Source organism: Nocardia sp. GTS18 (assembly GCF_013839555.1).
GTDB lineage: Bacteria > Actinomycetota > Actinomycetes > Mycobacteriales > Mycobacteriaceae > Nocardia > Nocardia rosealba.
Genome location: NZ_JACBIU010000023.1, coordinates 16,988 through 33,860 on the forward strand (window position 1 = coordinate 16,988; position 16,873 = coordinate 33,860).

At 69.9% G+C, this 16,873-nt stretch carries 14 protein-coding genes and 1 riboswitch; of the genes, 2 read left to right on the top strand and 12 right to left on the bottom strand.

Translation table 11 applies throughout. From position 1 onward, the window contains the following. Positions 1–74: 74 nt before the first annotated feature. Both crtI and HYG95_RS17930 read right to left on the bottom strand, forming a co-directional pair. Positions 75–1,661 carry a phytoene desaturase family protein gene (gene crtI / locus HYG95_RS17925; protein WP_181699201.1) on the bottom strand — a complete coding sequence of 529 codons (1,587 nt, stop codon included), beginning with the start codon at positions 1,659–1,661 and terminating at the stop codon, positions 75–77. 7 nt (positions 1,662–1,668) lie between these two features. Further along, positions 1,669–2,823, bottom strand: coding sequence for a polyprenyl synthetase family protein (locus tag HYG95_RS17930; protein ID WP_181699203.1), 1,155 nt, complete (start codon positions 2,821–2,823; stop codon positions 1,669–1,671). Between the two features lie 314 nt (positions 2,824–3,137). Here HYG95_RS17930 and HYG95_RS17935 point away from each other — a divergent pair, with 314 nt between their 5' ends. Further along, a complete protein-coding gene (locus HYG95_RS17935; protein ID WP_370465836.1) occupies positions 3,138–4,139 on the top strand; it encodes a methylenetetrahydrofolate reductase in 1,002 nt (333 codons plus the stop codon). Between the two features lie 40 nt (positions 4,140–4,179). On the opposite strand, the gene HYG95_RS17940 is transcribed toward HYG95_RS17935, so the two are convergent. From HYG95_RS17940 to HYG95_RS17985, 10 genes are all read right to left on the bottom strand, one after another. After that, positions 4,180–4,764, bottom strand: a complete 585-nt coding sequence (locus HYG95_RS17940) for a DUF2867 domain-containing protein (RefSeq protein ID WP_181699205.1) — start codon at positions 4,762–4,764, stop codon at positions 4,180–4,182. Between the two features lie 99 nt (positions 4,765–4,863). Beyond that, positions 4,864–6,015, bottom strand: coding sequence for an LLM class flavin-dependent oxidoreductase (locus tag HYG95_RS17945; RefSeq protein ID WP_181699207.1), 1,152 nt, complete (start codon positions 6,013–6,015; stop codon positions 4,864–4,866). Next, positions 6,012–6,821: a DUF1684 domain-containing protein gene (locus HYG95_RS17950; RefSeq protein ID WP_181699208.1), complete on the bottom strand. Its 810-nt coding sequence runs from the start codon at positions 6,819–6,821 to the stop codon at positions 6,012–6,014. Before HYG95_RS17950 ends, HYG95_RS17945 begins: the two co-directional genes overlap by 4 nt. Then, entirely contained in the window at positions 6,818–8,185 is a 1,368-nt protein-coding gene (locus HYG95_RS17955; RefSeq protein ID WP_181699211.1) for an NtaA/DmoA family FMN-dependent monooxygenase, read from the bottom strand. The genes HYG95_RS17950 and HYG95_RS17955 overlap by 4 nt, the downstream gene beginning before the upstream one ends. Further along, positions 8,182–9,354: an LLM class flavin-dependent oxidoreductase gene (locus tag HYG95_RS17960; protein ID WP_181699214.1), complete on the bottom strand. Its 1,173-nt coding sequence runs from the start codon at positions 9,352–9,354 to the stop codon at positions 8,182–8,184. The genes HYG95_RS17955 and HYG95_RS17960 overlap by 4 nt, the downstream gene beginning before the upstream one ends. Continuing rightward, positions 9,351–11,024, bottom strand: coding sequence for an ABC transporter ATP-binding protein (locus tag HYG95_RS17965; RefSeq protein ID WP_181699216.1), 1,674 nt, complete (start codon positions 11,022–11,024; stop codon positions 9,351–9,353). The genes HYG95_RS17960 and HYG95_RS17965 overlap by 4 nt, the downstream gene beginning before the upstream one ends. After that, positions 11,021–11,974, bottom strand: coding sequence for an ABC transporter permease (locus tag HYG95_RS17970; protein WP_181699218.1), 954 nt, complete (start codon positions 11,972–11,974; stop codon positions 11,021–11,023). Before HYG95_RS17970 ends, HYG95_RS17965 begins: the two co-directional genes overlap by 4 nt. Positions 11,975–11,976: 2 nt before the next feature. Then, positions 11,977–13,023, bottom strand: a complete 1,047-nt coding sequence (locus HYG95_RS17975) for an ABC transporter permease (protein WP_370465838.1) — start codon at positions 13,021–13,023, stop codon at positions 11,977–11,979. A gap of 16 nt (positions 13,024–13,039) precedes the next feature. Further along, positions 13,040–14,662, bottom strand: coding sequence for an ABC transporter substrate-binding protein (locus tag HYG95_RS17980; protein ID WP_181699220.1), 1,623 nt, complete (start codon positions 14,660–14,662; stop codon positions 13,040–13,042). Then, positions 14,659–15,729: an LLM class flavin-dependent oxidoreductase gene (locus tag HYG95_RS17985; protein ID WP_181699222.1), complete on the bottom strand. Its 1,071-nt coding sequence runs from the start codon at positions 15,727–15,729 to the stop codon at positions 14,659–14,661. The genes HYG95_RS17980 and HYG95_RS17985 overlap by 4 nt, the downstream gene beginning before the upstream one ends. A 6-nt stretch (positions 15,730–15,735) precedes the next feature. After that, positions 15,736–15,832, bottom strand: a riboswitch (SAM riboswitch). Positions 15,833–16,090: 258 nt separating this feature from the next. On the opposite strand from HYG95_RS17985, the gene HYG95_RS17990 reads away from it, so the two are divergent. After that, positions 16,091–16,798, top strand: coding sequence for a hypothetical protein (locus tag HYG95_RS17990; protein WP_181699224.1), 708 nt, complete (start codon positions 16,091–16,093; stop codon positions 16,796–16,798). The last annotated feature ends 75 nt before the right edge of the window (positions 16,799–16,873 follow it).

Sequence of the window (16,873 nt, forward strand, 5' to 3'; positions counted from 1 at the left end):
CATCTTCGGTCGGTCCCCCCGGATGGTCGGCGGTCGCAACCGCGAGCTGATAAGTCGGCCGTCAGTTTACGGCTTCAGTTCCGAACACTAACCCGGTGGTCGCTACCGGTGTGCGCCCGGCTGCCGGTGATTCGCGCCGCCGCGAGTTCGCCCGACAGCAGCGTGGTGGGCACCCCGACCCCCGGAGTAGTGCCGCAACCTGCGAGAACGACATTGTCTACGCCCCTTGGCAGGTTGCGTGGACGCAGCGGTCCGGTCTGCCGGAAAAGGTGTGCCACCGAGAACGGTGTGCCCGCGATCATGCCCTGGGCCGCCCAGGTCGCCGGTGTGTCGAGGTGATCGACGCGGAAGTACTCACCGATACCGGTGTAACCGCGCTGCTCGAGCGTCGCGAGCAGTTCCCGCAGGTAGGCCGGGCCGATGCGGTCCCAGTCCAGCGGTGCCGAGGTCAGGTTGGGGCACGGCGCGAGCAGCGACAGCGGCTCCCAGCGGCCGTCGGTACGGTCGACGAACTGGCCCGGGTCGCTGAGCGCGGGCCGCGTGAGCAGCAGCGACGGGTCGCTCATCAGTTTGCCCCGGCCCTTGCCCGCGGCGATCTCGCGGAAGGTCTGTTCCCAGGCGGCCCCGAATTCGATCGTGTGATGGGCCTGCACCGGCCACCGTGCGGCGACCTCGGCGGGCACGGTGCCGTGCGCGACGACGGCCGACGGCGAGGCCCGCAGTCCACGCCGGTTGCGCAGCCCGAAGCGGCGGATCGAGCCGAGGTCGGCGGTGATGACCACCGCGTCGCAGGCGAAGCTCCGCCCGTCGACGGTGCGGACGGCCTCGGCGTGGCGGGCACCCGGTGACGCGGTGCCCTTGGCGGTCGCGTACTCGATGCCGGTGACCTCGGTGCCGAGCTCGAGGCGCCCGCCCGCGGTGGTGAAGGCCTCGGCCAGCGCAGTGGTGATGGCCCGCATTCCGCCCTCGGGGAAGTACACCCCGAGACAGGTGTCCATGTTCGGGATGGCGCCGTAGACGGCGAGGGCTTGGTCAGGCGCCGTTCCCGCGTAGAGCGCCTGGAAGGTGAAAAGCCTGGTGAGGCGCTCGTCGCGGAGGTACGAACGCACCCGCGGCCCGAGTTTGCCGAGCCCGCCGAGGCGCACCACCCGGGCCAGTGCCGACCGGGCGGCCGGTGTGCGGACCATGTCGAGGGGCGAATCGAAATCGGCGTTCATGAATTCGTCGAACTCGGCCTCGTACATCCGGCCGAGCCAGTCGCGCAGACGCCGGTACCCGCGTGCCTCGCGGGGCCCGCACGCGCGGGTCACCTCGGCCGCCATCTGCTCGGCGTCGTCGAAGACCCGGATGTCGCTGCCGTCGGCGAAGCGCGCGTGATAGGCCGGAGTCAGGCGATGGATACGCAACCCGACGTCCTCCCGGGTCTGCCCGACCGCCGCGAGGGCGTTGTCGATGGTTTCGGGCAGCGTGAGAACCGTTGCACCGCTGTCGATCTCGTAGTCGGCGAAGCGGTAGCGGCCCACCCGGCCGCCGGGGTGATCGGCGCGCTCGAGCACTGTCACCTCGAGCCCGGCACCCCGCAGATGCAGCGCGGCGCCGAGCCCAGCCAGACCGGCCCCCACGACGACGACATGATTCGTTTGTCCCACAACAGTTTTCACAACGTCCTCAGGCGGTACGGCGAGTGGCGGCCAACGCCATATCGTGCAGCAGATGCTTGGCGGCGGGGGTGGCGGCGCTGTGCGCGATGGCGGCCAGACCCGTTTCGGTGAGCTCGGTGATACGGCGCTCCACGTCGTCGACGGCGCCCAGGTCGATCAGTACCGCGCGCAACCGGTCGACGGCCTCGTCGTCGAGGTCGGTGCCGAGGCCGGTGCGGATCAGCGCGGCCGATTCCGGGTCGGCGCGACGCAGCGCCTCGGCGATGAGCACGGTGCGCTTGCCCTCGCGCAGATCGTCGCCCGACGGTTTGCCGGTGACGGCCGGATCGCCGAACACCCCGAGCAGGTCGTCGCGCAGCTGGAACGCGATACCCACATCGGTTCCATAGGTGCGCAAGGCCGCGACTAGGGCGTCGTCGGCGCCTGCCAGTGCGGCACCCAGGTGCAGCGGTCGTTCGATGGTGTAGGCGGCGGTCTTGTAGCGGTTGATGCGCAGCGCGGCCTCGACCGACTCGTCGCCACCGGCCTCGCCGTTGATGTCGAGCAGTTGCCCGCCGAGCACTTCGGTGCGCATGCGCGCCCACACCGGCGCGAACCGGGCGAAGGACGCGGTGTCGAGTCCGGCCGCGTTCACCAGGTCGTCGGCCCAGGCCAGGGCCAGATCGCCGATCAGAATGGCGACCGCCGACCCGTACGCCTCGCCGTCACCGGACCACCCGGCCGCGCGGTGCCGATCGGTGAAGTCGATGTGCACCGTCGGGAAGCCACGCCGGGTGCGTGAGGAGTCGATGATGTCGTCGTGCACCAGTGCGCAGGCCTGCACGAGTTCCAGCGATGCGCAGGCCGTGAGTACCGAGGCCGCCTCGGGGGCGGACGGGTCGCCACCGGCGCCGAGCCAGCCGGTCCAGGCGAAGCCCGGCCTGGTGCGTTTGCCGCCGCGCACCACGAACTGTTCCAGCGCCTCGGCCGCGTCGACGAACACCGGACCGAGCGGTTCGACGATCTCGCGCCTGCTCGCGAAGAATTCCGTGAGCACCTGTTCGACCGCCGCGACGAAGGCCGGTGTGCCGGGGGTGAGCGCGACGAGGTCGACCGAGGTCAGCACGTCGGCGGCGGACCGGGAGAGCGGGGTACCGATTCCGGCGGACAGGGCGGCCTCCAAATGGCGAGCGTCAGGATCCGATGACGCACCCTCGCGGTGCGTGCACAGCGTCGTCTCGACGATACGCGGGCCGCTCGGAGGATCAGCGGGCGCACAGGGCCGCTGCGACCGATCCCACACCCGGCGTTTCCTCGGGTCCGGGGCTCCTCGGTCCGTGTGTCCATCCGGCTTGACATTCTCCGCTCCGAACAGGGGATTTCCCCTCGGCGGGTGCCGCGGCCTGCGCGGTTGTGCCCGGCGGGGACGTGTCGTGACCGGTATCGGAGTTCCCCGGTCGGCGCCGTAGGCCCGGAACGTCCCACTAGACTGAGCCGGTGACTTTCGACAGTGGACGGGGACGTTCGACCCCCGATCGGCCCGCCAAGCAGCAGTCGATCGTCTCGAACACGCCCTCGGTGGTGCAGAGTCTGCGCACCCATTCGGGCACGGGCGTGCCGTTTTCGGTCGAGTTCAACCCGCCCCGCGACGCGGCCGGCGAGGCCAGGCTGTGGCGCGCGGTGCGCGAGTTCGAACGCATGCACCCCGCCTTCGTGTCGATGACCTACGGCGCGGGCGGCTCCACCCGCGACCGCACGGTCCGCATCACCGGTGCCCTGGCGCAGGAGACCACCCTGCTGCCGGTCGCCCACCTGACCGCCGTCGGCCACAGCATCGCCGAACTACGCTCGCTGGTCGGTTCCTACGCCGACTCCGGCATCTGCAACGTCCTCGTGCTGCGCGGCGACCCGCCCGGCGACCCGCTGGGTGAGTGGCGCAAGCATCCCGAGGGGGTCGAGTACGCCGAGGAGCTCGTGCGCATCGTCCGCGATCTCGGCGACTTCCACGTCGGTGTCGCGTCGTTCCCGCAGGGTCACCACCGCTCACCCGACCTGGACCACGACACCCGCCACCTGTGCGCGAAACTGCGTGCGGGCGCGGAGTATTCGATCACCCAGATGTTCTTCGACGTCGAGCACTACCTGCGCCTGCGCGACCGTGTGATCGCCATGGACCCCGTCGAGGGCGCCAAGCCGATCGTCCCCGAGCTGATGCCCATCACCTCCCTGCGCACCGTCGCCCGCGCCGAGGAGCTGTCCGGCCGCCCGGTGCCCGCCGACATCGTCGCCCGCCTCACCCGCGCCGCGGGGACTGGCCCGGAGGAGGACCGCGCCGCCGTGCGCGCCGAAGGCATCCAGATCGCCACCGAAATGGCCCAGCGCCTCATCGACGAAGACGCCCCCTGCCTGCACTTCATCACCCTCAACTTCGCCAAGGCCACCAGCGAGGTCCTCACCAACCTCGGCTACGGCGTCACCGCCGCCCCTCTCAGCGCCTGACCGGCAGCTGGACGAGGCGGCTTCTCGCTTCGGCGCTTCGTCAGCGCCTCGCAGCGGCGAGGGTCTGCCAGGTTCGTTCCCAGTTGCGGGTCATGGCCGGGTAGACGATGAGGTAGCGGAAGGGCTTGATCAGGGCCATGTAGAGGCGCCCGAGGCGGCCGTTGGGTTCGACCAGGACGGCCATCTGCAGGTGGTAGCCGGTGTCGTCGGGGACCCAGCCCAGGTGCATGACGCCGTGCATGGTGCCGTTGGCGATTTCGGCGGCGTACTCGTTGTCGAGGACGTAGAGGCTGGTCAGCGGGCTGTCGCTGTCGTCGGGGGTCGGAGTGTCGCGCAGGTCGGCGGGGAGGCGGTCGCGCAGGGAGCCGACGCGGGTGCCGGTGCCCGCCGATTCGTCGTCCCAGCCGAAGATCTCGCCCAGTTTCCAGCGGATCTTGAACAGCACGCCGCTGATGCCCGAGCTCTCGGATGCCTTCTCCGCCTGGAGTGCCGCGAGGAAGGCGGGGAAATCGTCGGGGCCCGCGCCGGGGGTGCGGAACTGCCAGACGTCTTCGGTGTCGAAACCGCGCGCGATCTCGTGGATGCGCCACGGCCTGGTGGTGTGTGCGGAGGCGGGGAGTCGCATGGGATGACCTCGATCTGTACGGGGGCGTATAGCGATTGAGACTACCGCTGTTGTACGCCCCCGTATAGGTCTGTTCGCCAGTGCCGTCGCACACTCCGGCTACGCGGCCAGTGACCCCCGCAAACCCCACGCCCCGGCCAGCAACCGATGCGATTCGAGCCGGTCGGCGTGTGCGTGGGTGATGGTGGTGACCAGCAGTTCGTCGGCGTCGCTCACCCGGCGCAGGGCGTCGAGCCGTTCGACCACGGTGCCCGGTGAGCCGACGATCTGGGCGGCCAACCGGTCTTCGACCAGGCGGAACTGGTCGTCGGTGAGCGGGGCGGCGGTGGCGGGATCGAGGTACTCGCCCGCACCCGCTCCGCTGCGCACACTGTGCACCCAGTGCCCGTAGGTGCTGGCGTGCCTGCGGGCGGTGTCGTCGTCGGCGGCCACGACCACGTCGGCCGACACGATGACGTACGGCGCGGCGAGCACCCGCGACGGCCGGAACGCCGCCCGATACGCCGCCACCGCGTCCAGCGCTGTCCCGGGCGCCACGTGGTAGGCCGCCGCGAACGGCAACCCCAACCGACCTGCCAGTTCCGCGCTCTCCCCGGCGGAACTGCCGAAGATCCACAGCTCGGTATCGATACCCTCACCCGGAACCGCGTGCAGCGCGACACCGTCGGAGGTGGTGTAGGTGCCGTCGAGCAGGGCGCTGATCTCGGCGACCTGGTCCGCGAAGTCCAGTGATCGCGCGCCGGGCTGCTGCAACGCCTCCAGGGAGGCGAGGAACTTGGACCGATCGAGGACCCGTCGCGGGTCGAACGGTGGTGGCACGACCACTCCGTCACGCACCTGGGTGCGTCCGACGACCGCGTCGAGCACCGGCCGTCCGCCCTTCGCGGTGGTGGTCGCGGCGCCGTACTGGGTGCGTCGGTGTCCGGAGCGGCCGAGGCCGAGATCGAGCCGGCCCGGGTGCAGCGCGTCGACAGTGCCGAACGCCTCGACGATCGACGCCGAGGTGTGCTGACCCACCTGCACCGCGCCCGTGCCGACCCGAATCCGGTCGGTGGCCGCCGCGACCAGTCCCAGCAGCGTGAGCGAGGCGGAACTGGCCACCGACGCGAAATGGTGCTCCGCCAACCAGAACCGGTGATAACCCCACTGCTCGGCATGCCTGGCCAGATCGATGCTGTTGCGCACCGCCGCCGCGGCACTCGAACCCTCGCTGATCGGTGCCAGATCGAGGACCGAGAGCGGCACACTCATGATCTCGGATCCTGTTCTCCCGCTTCCACCGCCACCCGCAGCCGGTTCTCCCGCGGGGCCACCGGGCAGGTGGCGTAGTCGGTGAAGGCGCACGGCAGGTTCACCGCCCGGTTGAAGTCGAGGGTGACAGTGCCGTCGGCGGCCACCGCGCCGATCGCGAGCGAGCGTGCCGCCGGGTAGGTGGTGATTCCGCTGGTGGCGTCGGTGAACAGCACCTTCAGGTCGTCCGGGGTGCCGAAGGCCAGCAACGCTTCATGGCTGTCGCCGAGGCGGAACTCGATGATGCCCGCCGCCGGGTGGTGGTGCTCGAGCCCTTCGACCACCGCGCCGGTGGTGACGGTGCGTGGCTGTTCGAACGGGGTGAAGCGGCCGCTCACCACCCAGCGCGGGTCGGCGGGATAGGCGGGCACGCCGGTGAACGCGACCAGGGTCGGTGCGGCCGGATCGTGTACGCGAACCGCGAATTGCCCGGAGCGCCGGATCACTTCGAGGACGCGCTCCTCGTTGAACACGCTGATTCCGGGCGCGCCCTCGCCGGGTTCGAGGATGCGGACCCCGGCGATCCGATCGCCCTCCACATCGAGCCGGTCGGCGGGCTGGGCGGTGACGAACACCTTCTCGTCGGTGACCCACCAGGTGCCTGGCACGCCGTCGAGGCGTTCGGGACGATCGGTGAGCCAGTGCAGCCCGGCGAGGCTGAGCCAGCCGAGCGGGTCGCGCAGCCCGTCCTCGCGGGCGTGGTGCCAGCGCGCCCAGTCGTCGGCGAAAGTGGTTGTGGTGTCGAGGTTGTCGATGGTGACGGTCATGACGCGCGGGCTCCTTCGGTGACGGTGCGGTGACGGGGGTGGCGCAGACCGAGGTGGTCGCGCAGGGTCGTGCCGGTGTAGGTGGTGCGGAAACTGCCTCTGTTCTGCAGTTCCGGCACCACGGAGTCGACGAACTCGTCGAGTCCGCCGGGAGTGAGGTGGGGGACGAGGATGAATCCGTCGGCCGCGTCGGACTGCACGTAGTGGTCGATCTGCTCGGCCACCTGGGCGGCAGTGCCGACGAACTGCTGACGGGCGGTGACCTCGATCACGAGTTCTCGGATGCTGAGGTTGTCCGCCTCGGCACGTTCACGCCACGCCTCGGCCACGGCGAGTGGGTCTTTCGCGTGCCTGACCCGGCCACGGGTGATCTCGGTTGCCGGGTCTGGTTCCACGTCGGGCAGCGGGCCGTCGGGGTCGTATTCGGAAAGCTCTCGGCCCCAGACCTGTTCGAGGAAGGCGATGGCGGTGGCCGGGCTCACCTGCTGATAACGGATGTGGCGGGCCCGCTCGTGTGCGTCGTCGGCGGTGTCGCCGAGGACGAAGGTCGCGGCGGGGAAGACCAGCAGCTCATCGGGTGTCCGTCCGTATTTCGCGAGGCGCCCCTTGATGTCGGCGTAGAACCGCTGGCCCGCCTCGAGGGTGCCGTGCGCGGTGAAGATGGCATCGGCGGTCTTCGCACCGAACTCACGTCCTTCGTCGGAATCGCCCGCCTGCAGCAACACCGGGTGACCCTGCGGTGCGGGTGGGACGACGAACGGCGCCCGGATGTCGAATTGCGAGCTTCGGTACGAGGTTTCGGGGATCTCGCGAGCGAACACACCACGTTCACGGTCGACCACCAGGCTGTCGGTGGGCCAGCTGTCCCACAGCGCCCGGGTCGCCTCGACCACTTCGGCGGCGCGCTGATACCGGGCATGGTGCTCGAGATAGCCGCCGCGCCGGAAGTTCTCGCCGGTGAACGCGTCGGAGGAGGTGACCACATTCCAGGCCGCCCGGCCGCCGGACAGGTGATCCAGGGCGGCGAACTGCTTGGCCAGTTCGAACGGTTCGTTGTAGGTGCTGTTGATGGTGCCGGCCAAGCCGAGGCGTTCGGTGACCGCCGCCACCGCGTTGAGCACGGTGAACGTGTCGGGACGGCCGACCACGTCCAGATCGTGGATCCGGCCGCGATGCTCACGCAGCCGCAGCCCTTCGGCCAGGAAGAAGAAGTCGAACAGGCCGCGCTCGGCGGTGCGGGCCAGATGCTCGAACGAGTCGAACTCGACCTGCGATTTCGAGGTCGGGTCGGTCCAGACGGTGGTGTTGTTCACGCCGGGAAAGTGCGCGGCGAGGTGGATCTGCTTGCGCGGTTTCGAGGTCACAGCGCTGCTCCTGCGGCGTATCGGCTGACGGGTCGGGCGAGACCGAGGCGGTCACGGAGGGTGCGTGAGTGCTGCGCCGCGGCGGTGGGGGTGCGTTGGGCGGTCAAAGCCGCCAAGGCGGCGTGCAGGGCCAGCGGTCGCAGCACCACGCCGTCGATCCCTGACCGCGCGATCTCGGCGAGGAGGTCGTCGAGCGCGGCGACGGTGCCCACATGACGCAGGCCTACACCCGGTAGATCCGGACCGGAGGACTCCCGCTGATCGCCTGCGGCCGACGGACCCGGGCGCTGTGGCGACTCGGCCCAGCGGTCGAGCTCAGCCACGTCGGCGTGTGCGTTCTCGGCCGAATCCGCCAGGTGCACAGGCAGGTCGAGCAGGACCTGCACCGCGTCCGGGTCACGCCCCGCCTCCGCGATCGCGGCGCGCAGGGCGAGCCGGTGTGCGGCGGCGGTGGCGAGATCGGGTGAGGTGATGCGGATGAGGTCGGCGCGGTGCACGGCGATCTCGATCGAGGACGGGTCGTCGGCGCGCACCGTGACGATCGGCTGACCCTGGGGTGAGCGCGGGGTGATCGCCGGGCCCTTCACGGAGAAGTTGTCACCCTCGAAGTCGATGTAGTGCAGGCGGTCGCGGTCGATGAACCGGCCGGTCGGCACATCGCGGATCTCGGCGTCGTCCTCCCAGCTGTCCCACAGCCGGGTAACCACCTCCACCGCTTCGTCTGCCTCGTGCCAGAGCGAGGCGGCGTCCTGAATCTTCTTGCGGCCGAACGCGGCTGCCTCCGTCGCCCCGGTGGACACGGTGACTTCCCAGCCCGCGCGACCGAGACTCGCGAAGTCGAGGGCGGCGATCGCCTTGGACACGTGGAAAGGCTCGGTGTGGGTCACCGGGACCTGCGGAACCAGGCCGATGCGGCGGGTCAGCGGGGCGGTGCGGGCGGCGACGGCGACGGCATCGAGCCGCCCCCGCACCACTTCGGGTCCGCCTTCCTGGAGGGCGAACGAGTCCGGCAGGAACACCGCGTCGAACCCGAGTGTCTCGGCGGTGGTGACCACCTCGGTCCAGTAGTTCGCCGTGAACAAGTCTTCGGCGCGGGAATCGGGACGCCGCCAGGACGCGGGATGGGTTCCGGTGCCTGGTGTCTCGATGCCGAGGAACAGCGCGCTCATCGGGTCTCCTTTCCGTCGATGTCGAAGGCCGGTGCGGGGATGGCCGCGAGCAGTTCCCGCGTGTAGGGGTGCTGAGGGGCGGTGAACAGCGACGCGGTCGGTCCGGTCTCGACGATGCGCCCGTGCCGCATCACCGCCACCCGGTCGCTGATGCGGCACACCACGGCCAGGTCGTGGGAGATGAACAGGTAGCCCAGGTCCAGTTCGGATTGCAGGCCGTCGAGCAGGTCGAGGATCTGGGCCTGCACCGAGGCGTCGAGCGCGGAGACCGGTTCGTCGAGGACGAGCAGGTCGGGTCGCAGGGCCAGCGCGCGGGCGATCGCGACCCGTTGCCGTTGTCCGCCGGACAGTTCGGCCGGTTTGCGCCGGGTGAAATCCGTGGGCAGCGCCACCTGGTCGAGCAACTCGCGCACCCGCTGGGGACGGTCCTCGATGCCGAAGGCGCGCAACGGCTCGGCGATGATGTCACCCACGTCCCAGCGCGGGTCGAGGGAGGAATACGGGTTCTGGTACACCACCTGGAACCGTCTGCGCAACGCGCGCAAGCGTTTCCGGCGCGCACCCGTGAGATCGTGACCGTCGAAGGTCACCGTTCCGCTGTCGGCGTCGGTGAGCCGCAGCGCGATGCGCGCGGTGGTCGACTTGCCGGAACCGGATTCGCCGACCAGCGCGAGGGTTTCGCCTCGGTCCAGGGAGAATTCGACATTGTCGACCGCGGTGATACCCCCTTCGTGAAAGCGTTTGTGCAGCGCGTGCACCGACAGCAACGGTGTGGCCGCCCTGGCCCGGGCCGGCCGGAAAGGGGTGGGGGCCAGCGCGGGAGAGGCCGCGAGCAGACGCCGGGTGTAGGGGTGCGCCGGGTGGGCGAGAACCTGGGCGATCGGCCCCGACTCGACGACCTCACCACCTTCCAGCACCACCAGCCGGTCGGCCCGTTCGGCGGCCACGGCCAGATCGTGGGTGATGAGCAGCACCGCCGTTCCTCGCGCGGCGATCCGCTCGGCCAACCGGTCGAGCACCTGCCGGGCGACGGTGGCGTCCAGTGCGCTGGTCGGCTCGTCGGCGATGATCAGGTCCGGCCCGCAGGCCAGCGCGATCGCGATCAGCACTCGCTGGCGCTGCCCACCGGACAGTTCGTGCGGGTACTGGTGTGCTCGTTGTTCGGGCCGGTCCAGCCCCACTTCCTCGAGCAGATCCAGCGCCCGCAGACGTGCGGTACGCCGGTCGGCGAGGCGGTGGACGAGCAGTGCCTCGGCCACCTGGTCACCCACGCGGAGAACGGGATTCAGCGACAGGCCCGGATCCTGGGGAACGAACCCCACCCGCAGCCCGCGCAGCCGTCGCAACGACTTCTCGTCCTCGGGGTCCACGTGCTCACCGGCGAATTCGATACGCCCGGAATTGATCCGCGCGCTGTCACCGAGCAGGCCGATCACCGCGTGCGCCAAGGTGGACTTCCCCGAACCGGATTCGCCGACGAGGGCGACGACTTCGCCCGGCGCCACCTCGATCGACGCACCGCGCAGCGCCGCGACGGGCCCTGCGCCCGACTGGTAGGTGATGCGCAGGCCCTCGACCCGCAGCAACGGCCGTTCTGTTCGCCCGGCACCGATCGGCTCCGCCGTCGACGAAGCCGCCGACTCCGAGGCCGACGCGACAGGGTCGCTCATCGCTGATCAGTCCTTCCCGCGAATCGGCCGACCCGCTGAGCCGCCAGCACCACCGCGACGATCACCAGGCCGGGCAGGGTGGTGAGCCACCAGGCGGTGGCGAGAAAATTGCGGCCCTCCGAAATCAGCGAACCCCATTCGGGGGTAGGCGGTTTGGTGCCGTAACCGAGGAAGCTCAGCGACGAGACCGCCAGCACCGCCATCCCGAATTCGACGGCGGCCAAGGCCAGCACCGGCTGGAACGAGTTGGGCAGCACATGCCGGGTCAGGACCGCGTACCAGCGCACTCCCGAGGCGTGCGCCGCCTCGACGTAGGGCGCGTGCCGCACCCGCAACACCTCCGAGCGCATCACCCGCGCGAAGTTCGCGATCAGCGAGATGCCGACGGCGACGGCGACATTGCGGGTGCCGAAGCCCAGCGCGGTCACCAGTGCCAGCGCGAGCAGCAGCGACGGGATGGAGAGCAGCACGTCGACCACCCGCATGATCGCGGTGTCGACGATCCCGCCCGCCGCCCCCGACAGCAGCCCGAGCAGCGAACCGACCACCAGCGCGATCCCGACCGCGGTGAGGGTGGCGGTGAGCGACAGCCCCGCACCGTGCACCATTCGCGTGTACAGGTCGCGCCCGAGATTGTCGGTGCCGAACCAGTGCGCCGCGCTCGGCCCCTGGAACTTCTCGCCCGGCACGCCGGTCAACGGGTCTCCCGGCGCGAACAGCGACGGCACCACCGCCCACCCGACCGCGATCACCAGCACAACGCCGGACACGACGAGCCCGAGATGCCTTCGGGTCCGGCCGATGAGCTGGGCGCCCCGGTGGTGGCGCGCGATCGCGGAGGCAGGCTTCGCCGCTCCCGCTGTGTCACGGTCGCGGCTCGGTGCGGGCGCCTCGGGCTCGACCGAACCGCCTGCGCGACGCCGATCCGTGCGGTGCAGTACGTCGACCATCGTCACTCCCTTCGCCCGCGGTGCGGGACAGACCGGGTCGAACCGCCCGAGTTCGCGAGGCGACGGATTCGCCGCGCGGCATCGCCTTCCTTCGCCCGGGCGACCCGGCCACCGCCGACGCCGGTGATCCGCGGATCGAGCAGCGGGTACAGCAGGTCGACGGCCAGGTTCACGGCGACGAAGATCAGCGCCGACAACAGCACCACCCCCTGTACGACGGGGATGTCCTGGTTGAGCACCGAGATCTGGGTGAGCCGTCCGACGCCTGCCCGGGCGAACACCGACTCCACCACCACCGAACCGGCCAGCATGGTGCCCACCAGCACTCCGGCGATGGTGAACGCGGGCACGCTCGCCAACCGCGCCACGTGCCTGCGCTGCACCCACCAGCGTGAAGCGCCCTTGGCCAGCGCCACCTCGGTGAACGGCTGGCGCCACGTCTGGGTGAGCCCGGCGGCGAGCACCTGCGCGATCACCGCCCCGATCGGGAGGGCCAGGGTCAGCGCGGGCAGGATCGTGCCGCGCAACCCCGTCCCGCCGAAGGCCGGGAACCAGCGCAGCTGAAACGAGAACAGCTGCAACAGCAACAGCCCGGTCCAGAAGGTGGGCACCGAAACACCCAGCGGCGGTAGCGCACTCAAGGTGTTGCGCAGCCACGGCCGACGCGTATAGGTGGCGGCGAACGCCAGGACCGTTCCACCGATCACGGCGAAGAACAATGCGAGCGAGGCCAATCCGAGTGTGGCGGGCAGGGCGTCACCGAGCGCTTCGATGACCGGCTGTCCGGTGTTGACCGAACGGCCGAGATCACCGGTGAGGGCATTGCCGAGCGCGGTGACGTACTGCTCCCACAGCGGCTTGTCCAGCCCGTAGCGGGCCTGCAGCTCCGCGATCGCCGCCTTGTCGACGGGCGTGCCGGAGCCGGAACTGTCGGCCGCCATCGAGACCGGGTCGGCGGGCAGCAGGTACAGCACGACGAACGACACCGTGAACGCTGCCCACAGCACCCAGATCGCTTGCAGTACTCGCGAACCCACGTACCGCACGATGGGTCGCCGGATCAGCTCAGTCATCGCCGTGACCGCTCAGCCAGGTGTCGAAGAACTGCAGCCGCGCGGAGGCCTCGAACTTCAGGTCCTTGGTGTGGGCGGCGGCACCGATGGCCTGCGACAACTCGATCGTCGGCACGTAGAGGCCGTTGTCGAGGATCTCCCGCTGCGCGGTCGCGATGAGTGCCGCCCGGGCCGCCGGATCGTTGGTGGCCAGCTGCTGTTCGAGGGCGGTGTCGAGAGCCGGAACCGGCCCGCGCACCGACAGATTGCGGCCGGTCAGGGCGAACGAGGTGCGCAGGATGTCACCGTCGGCGCGGGTGGAGTTGCCGTAGACGGCGTCGTAATCCTTGCTGTTCTGTCGGGCCGTCTGCTCCGAGAACGACACCAGGTCGAGCCGCAGATCCACCCCGACCTGCCGCAACTGCTGCTGCACCAGCTCCAGAATCGCCTGGTTGCCCGCGAACACCTGACTGAAGGTGACCCCGAAGCTGAGGCGCTCACCGCCCTTCACCCGGATACCGTCGGCGCCGGGCAGCCAGCCCGCCTGATCCAGGATCGTCTTCGCCTTCGCCGGGTCGTAGCCCAGCCGGGCCGAGAGGTCGGTATAGGCGGGGGTCGACGCGGCCAGCACCGAGGTGGCGGGTTTGAACTGCGGGCTCAGGACCGTGTCGATCAGCTGACGCCGATCCAGCGCGGGCAGCAAGGCCTGCCGCACCGCCGGATCACGCAACGGCCCACGCGTCACATTGGGGTGGAAACCGAAGACCAGGCCCGGGTTCGACGTCGAGAGCACTCGTCCGCCGACCGCCTCGATCTGCGGCGCGTCCTGGGGCAGGGCATCGCTGATCGCGTCGAGCTGACCGGATGCCAGACTGCCCGTGCGCACCCCCGACTCGGGCACGACGGTGAACTCGATCCGGTCGAGGTAGGCCTCGCCCTCGTGGGCGAAAACCTCCGAACCCCAGTGGTATCCGGCGCGTTTGGCCAACGTCACCGAGACGTCCTGCTTGTACTCGGCGTAGGTGAACGGTCCGCTGCCGATGTTGTCGCCCGCGCAGCGCGCCTCCGCCGGCTTCGCGTTGGTCGACGGGGCGAGAATACCCAGCTGTGAGGTCGAGGACGCCTGCAGGAACTGCGCGTTCGGCGCGCTGAATTCGACCCGGGCCGTGAGCTTGTCGACCACGGTGGTGCCGACATAGTTGGCCAGGTAGCTCACGCCGAGCGGCGCTTTGGCCCCGCCGAGCCGGACCACGGCGTCGAAGGTGTCGCGCACCGATTCGGCGGTGAGCGGCGTGCCGTCGCTGAAGGTCACTCCGTCGGAGAGGGTGAAGGTGAAGACCTTCGCATCGGGGCTCACCTCCCAACTGCGCGCCAGCCACGGCGTGATCGCTCCGGTCGCCGGATCCTGATCGGTGAGCGAGTCCACGATCTGCCGGGTCACGTAGATGGTCTGATTGCTCCCGGCCTGGGCGGGATCCGAGCACGACGGTGCCTGCGAGAGCCCGTAGCGCAGGGTGCCACCGGGTTGTGGGGGACCGGCTTGTCCGCCGCCGACGGTGTCACCGCCGCCGCAGGCGACCACCGTCGTGGTGGCGGCGAGAACACCGGCGAACGCGGCGATGCGATGTCGAATCACGAAACAACTCCAGCGAATTCACGGCCTGCGGCCAGGGGACGGCTCGGGATGCGGCGGCGCAACTCCGGCGCCACCTCGGCCTGAAACAGTTCGAGACTGTCCAGATAGTCGGACTCGGCTCGGCCCTCACGATCGGCGGACAGGTGGATCACCTCGTGCCCGAACTGCTCGTGGTACCGGCCGACCTTGTCGATCACCTGTTCCGGACTGCCGACCAGGGCGGAGGAACGGGCGACGAAATCCTCGACGGTCTCGAAGACCACCGGATTGCCCACCTGCCGCTGCAACGCGGTCCGCGCCTCGTAGAGCGGGCGATACACCTCGACGGCCTCCTGGGAGGTCCGCGCCACGTGCAGACCGGCCGTGCCCGCGCCGACCAGAGCGTCGGCGGGGTCGCGCCCGTAGTCCACCCAGCGCTGCCGGTAGTGGTGGATCAGTTCGGCGTACGGCTCGATCGGGTGCGTGACGTTCGCCGAGAACACCGGGTCACCGTGACGCGCGGCCAGTTCCACCGATTCCCGGCTCGTCGCGCTGCCGTGCCAGATCCGCAACTTCGGCTGCAACGGGCGCGGCAATGCTCGTGCGTCGGTGAGCGGCGGCCGGAAACGGCCCGACCACGTCACTTCGTCGCGGTCCCACAGTGCCCGCAGCAGTTCGTATCCTTCGCGGTTACGGTCCCACTGATCCTCGGTCGTCACGTGATAGAGCTGCGCCTGGGCGGTGCCGTTGCCCTTGCCGATGATCAGCTCGAGCCGCCCGCCGGACAGGTTGTCGAGCGTGGCGTAGTCCTCGAAGGCGCGCACCGGGTCGAGCAGGCTCAAAGTGGTGACCGCGGTGAACAGGGCGATCCGCGAGGTGACCGCCGCCAGGTGGCTGAGCACCACTGGGGGAGCAGCGGACAGGAACGGGTCTTCGTGCCGTTCGCCGACCGCGAACCCGTCGAAACCCAATTCCTCGGCGCGCCTGGCCTGTTCGACCACCTCGCGGAAACGGTCACGGGTGCTCGGCACGACACCGGTCACCGGATCCGGGACCCGGGTGATCAGCGTCATGAGCAAGAATTTCATCGATCTCCTCCATCGAACCCGGCAGAAGCACCCACACCCGGACAGACCGGGCGGGTTGCTGCGACGTCGTAGAGCCAGGTCTCTCAGTCGCTCTGGATGGTGTGCCCGCTGCCGAAGCGTCGAGCCGGATCAGCATGTGGCACAGCTGTGATGGCGCACAACGGTAGAAATCAGCGTGAGCGCAGCGGTTGGAATCGGGTGCTGGTGCGGGCACAATCGCCGACGTCGGGCCCGGTCGACCCACCCCTGGCCCCCGCTGTGGCGGTACGCGACGCGCCGAATACTCGGTCACTTCACCTGCGGTGATTCACCGGGTTCCGGGAGTAATCTCGGCCTTCTCAGCGTCGATGAGGAGTTCGCCGTGACTGTTGCGCGTCGTCTGACCACACTGACCTCGCTGACGGCCTGCGCCGCCGCCGTGCTGCTGGCCGCCCCCGCCGCCGCCGATCCACCAGTGCGGCCGGCCGTCACCCGCGACGCCCCGGCCACACCCACCGCGGGCCCCGGAGATCTCCTCGCCGCCTACCAGACGGTCGTCGAAACCCTCGAGGCCCTCGGCATCCAGCCATTCCTGTACCCGACGGTCGCCGCGAACTGTTCCGGCGACGGTTTCGGCCTGGTCCCGGCCGTCGCGGGTGCCGTTCCCGGCCCGTGGCCGACGAACACCCTCCCGATCCCCGGACTCGACCTCACGGCCGTGAAATCAGGCCAGACGCTGTTCACCTTCCTCCCGTACGGCCTGGAACCGGACACGGCCGCCACCAAGACTTCCGGTATGCAGGTGGCCTGGCTCAACCTCAGCACCGGCCGGGGCGGGATGGCCTCGATGGGGACGATCGCCGACATTGTCCGGGCGATGGTGCCGCCCGAGGTTCCCGCCGAACTCCGGCCGCTCGCCGAGAACGTCATCCGCGATTTCCTGCGCACCGCCATCCCCGTCGGTGGTGTGCGGGCCGTCCCCGTCGACACCGGAAAGGGCACTGTCCTCGCCGCCGTCTTCGGTACCACCGACAACGCGGGCCGCTCGTGCTTCTTCTTCCCGACCGTCGGGATCACCGAGGTCGCCTGATCCGGTTTCCGCGAGGGCGGACCCTTCGGCAGCGCACGGCTTTTCCGTTGTCCGGTGGACGCACCGAGCGGTGTG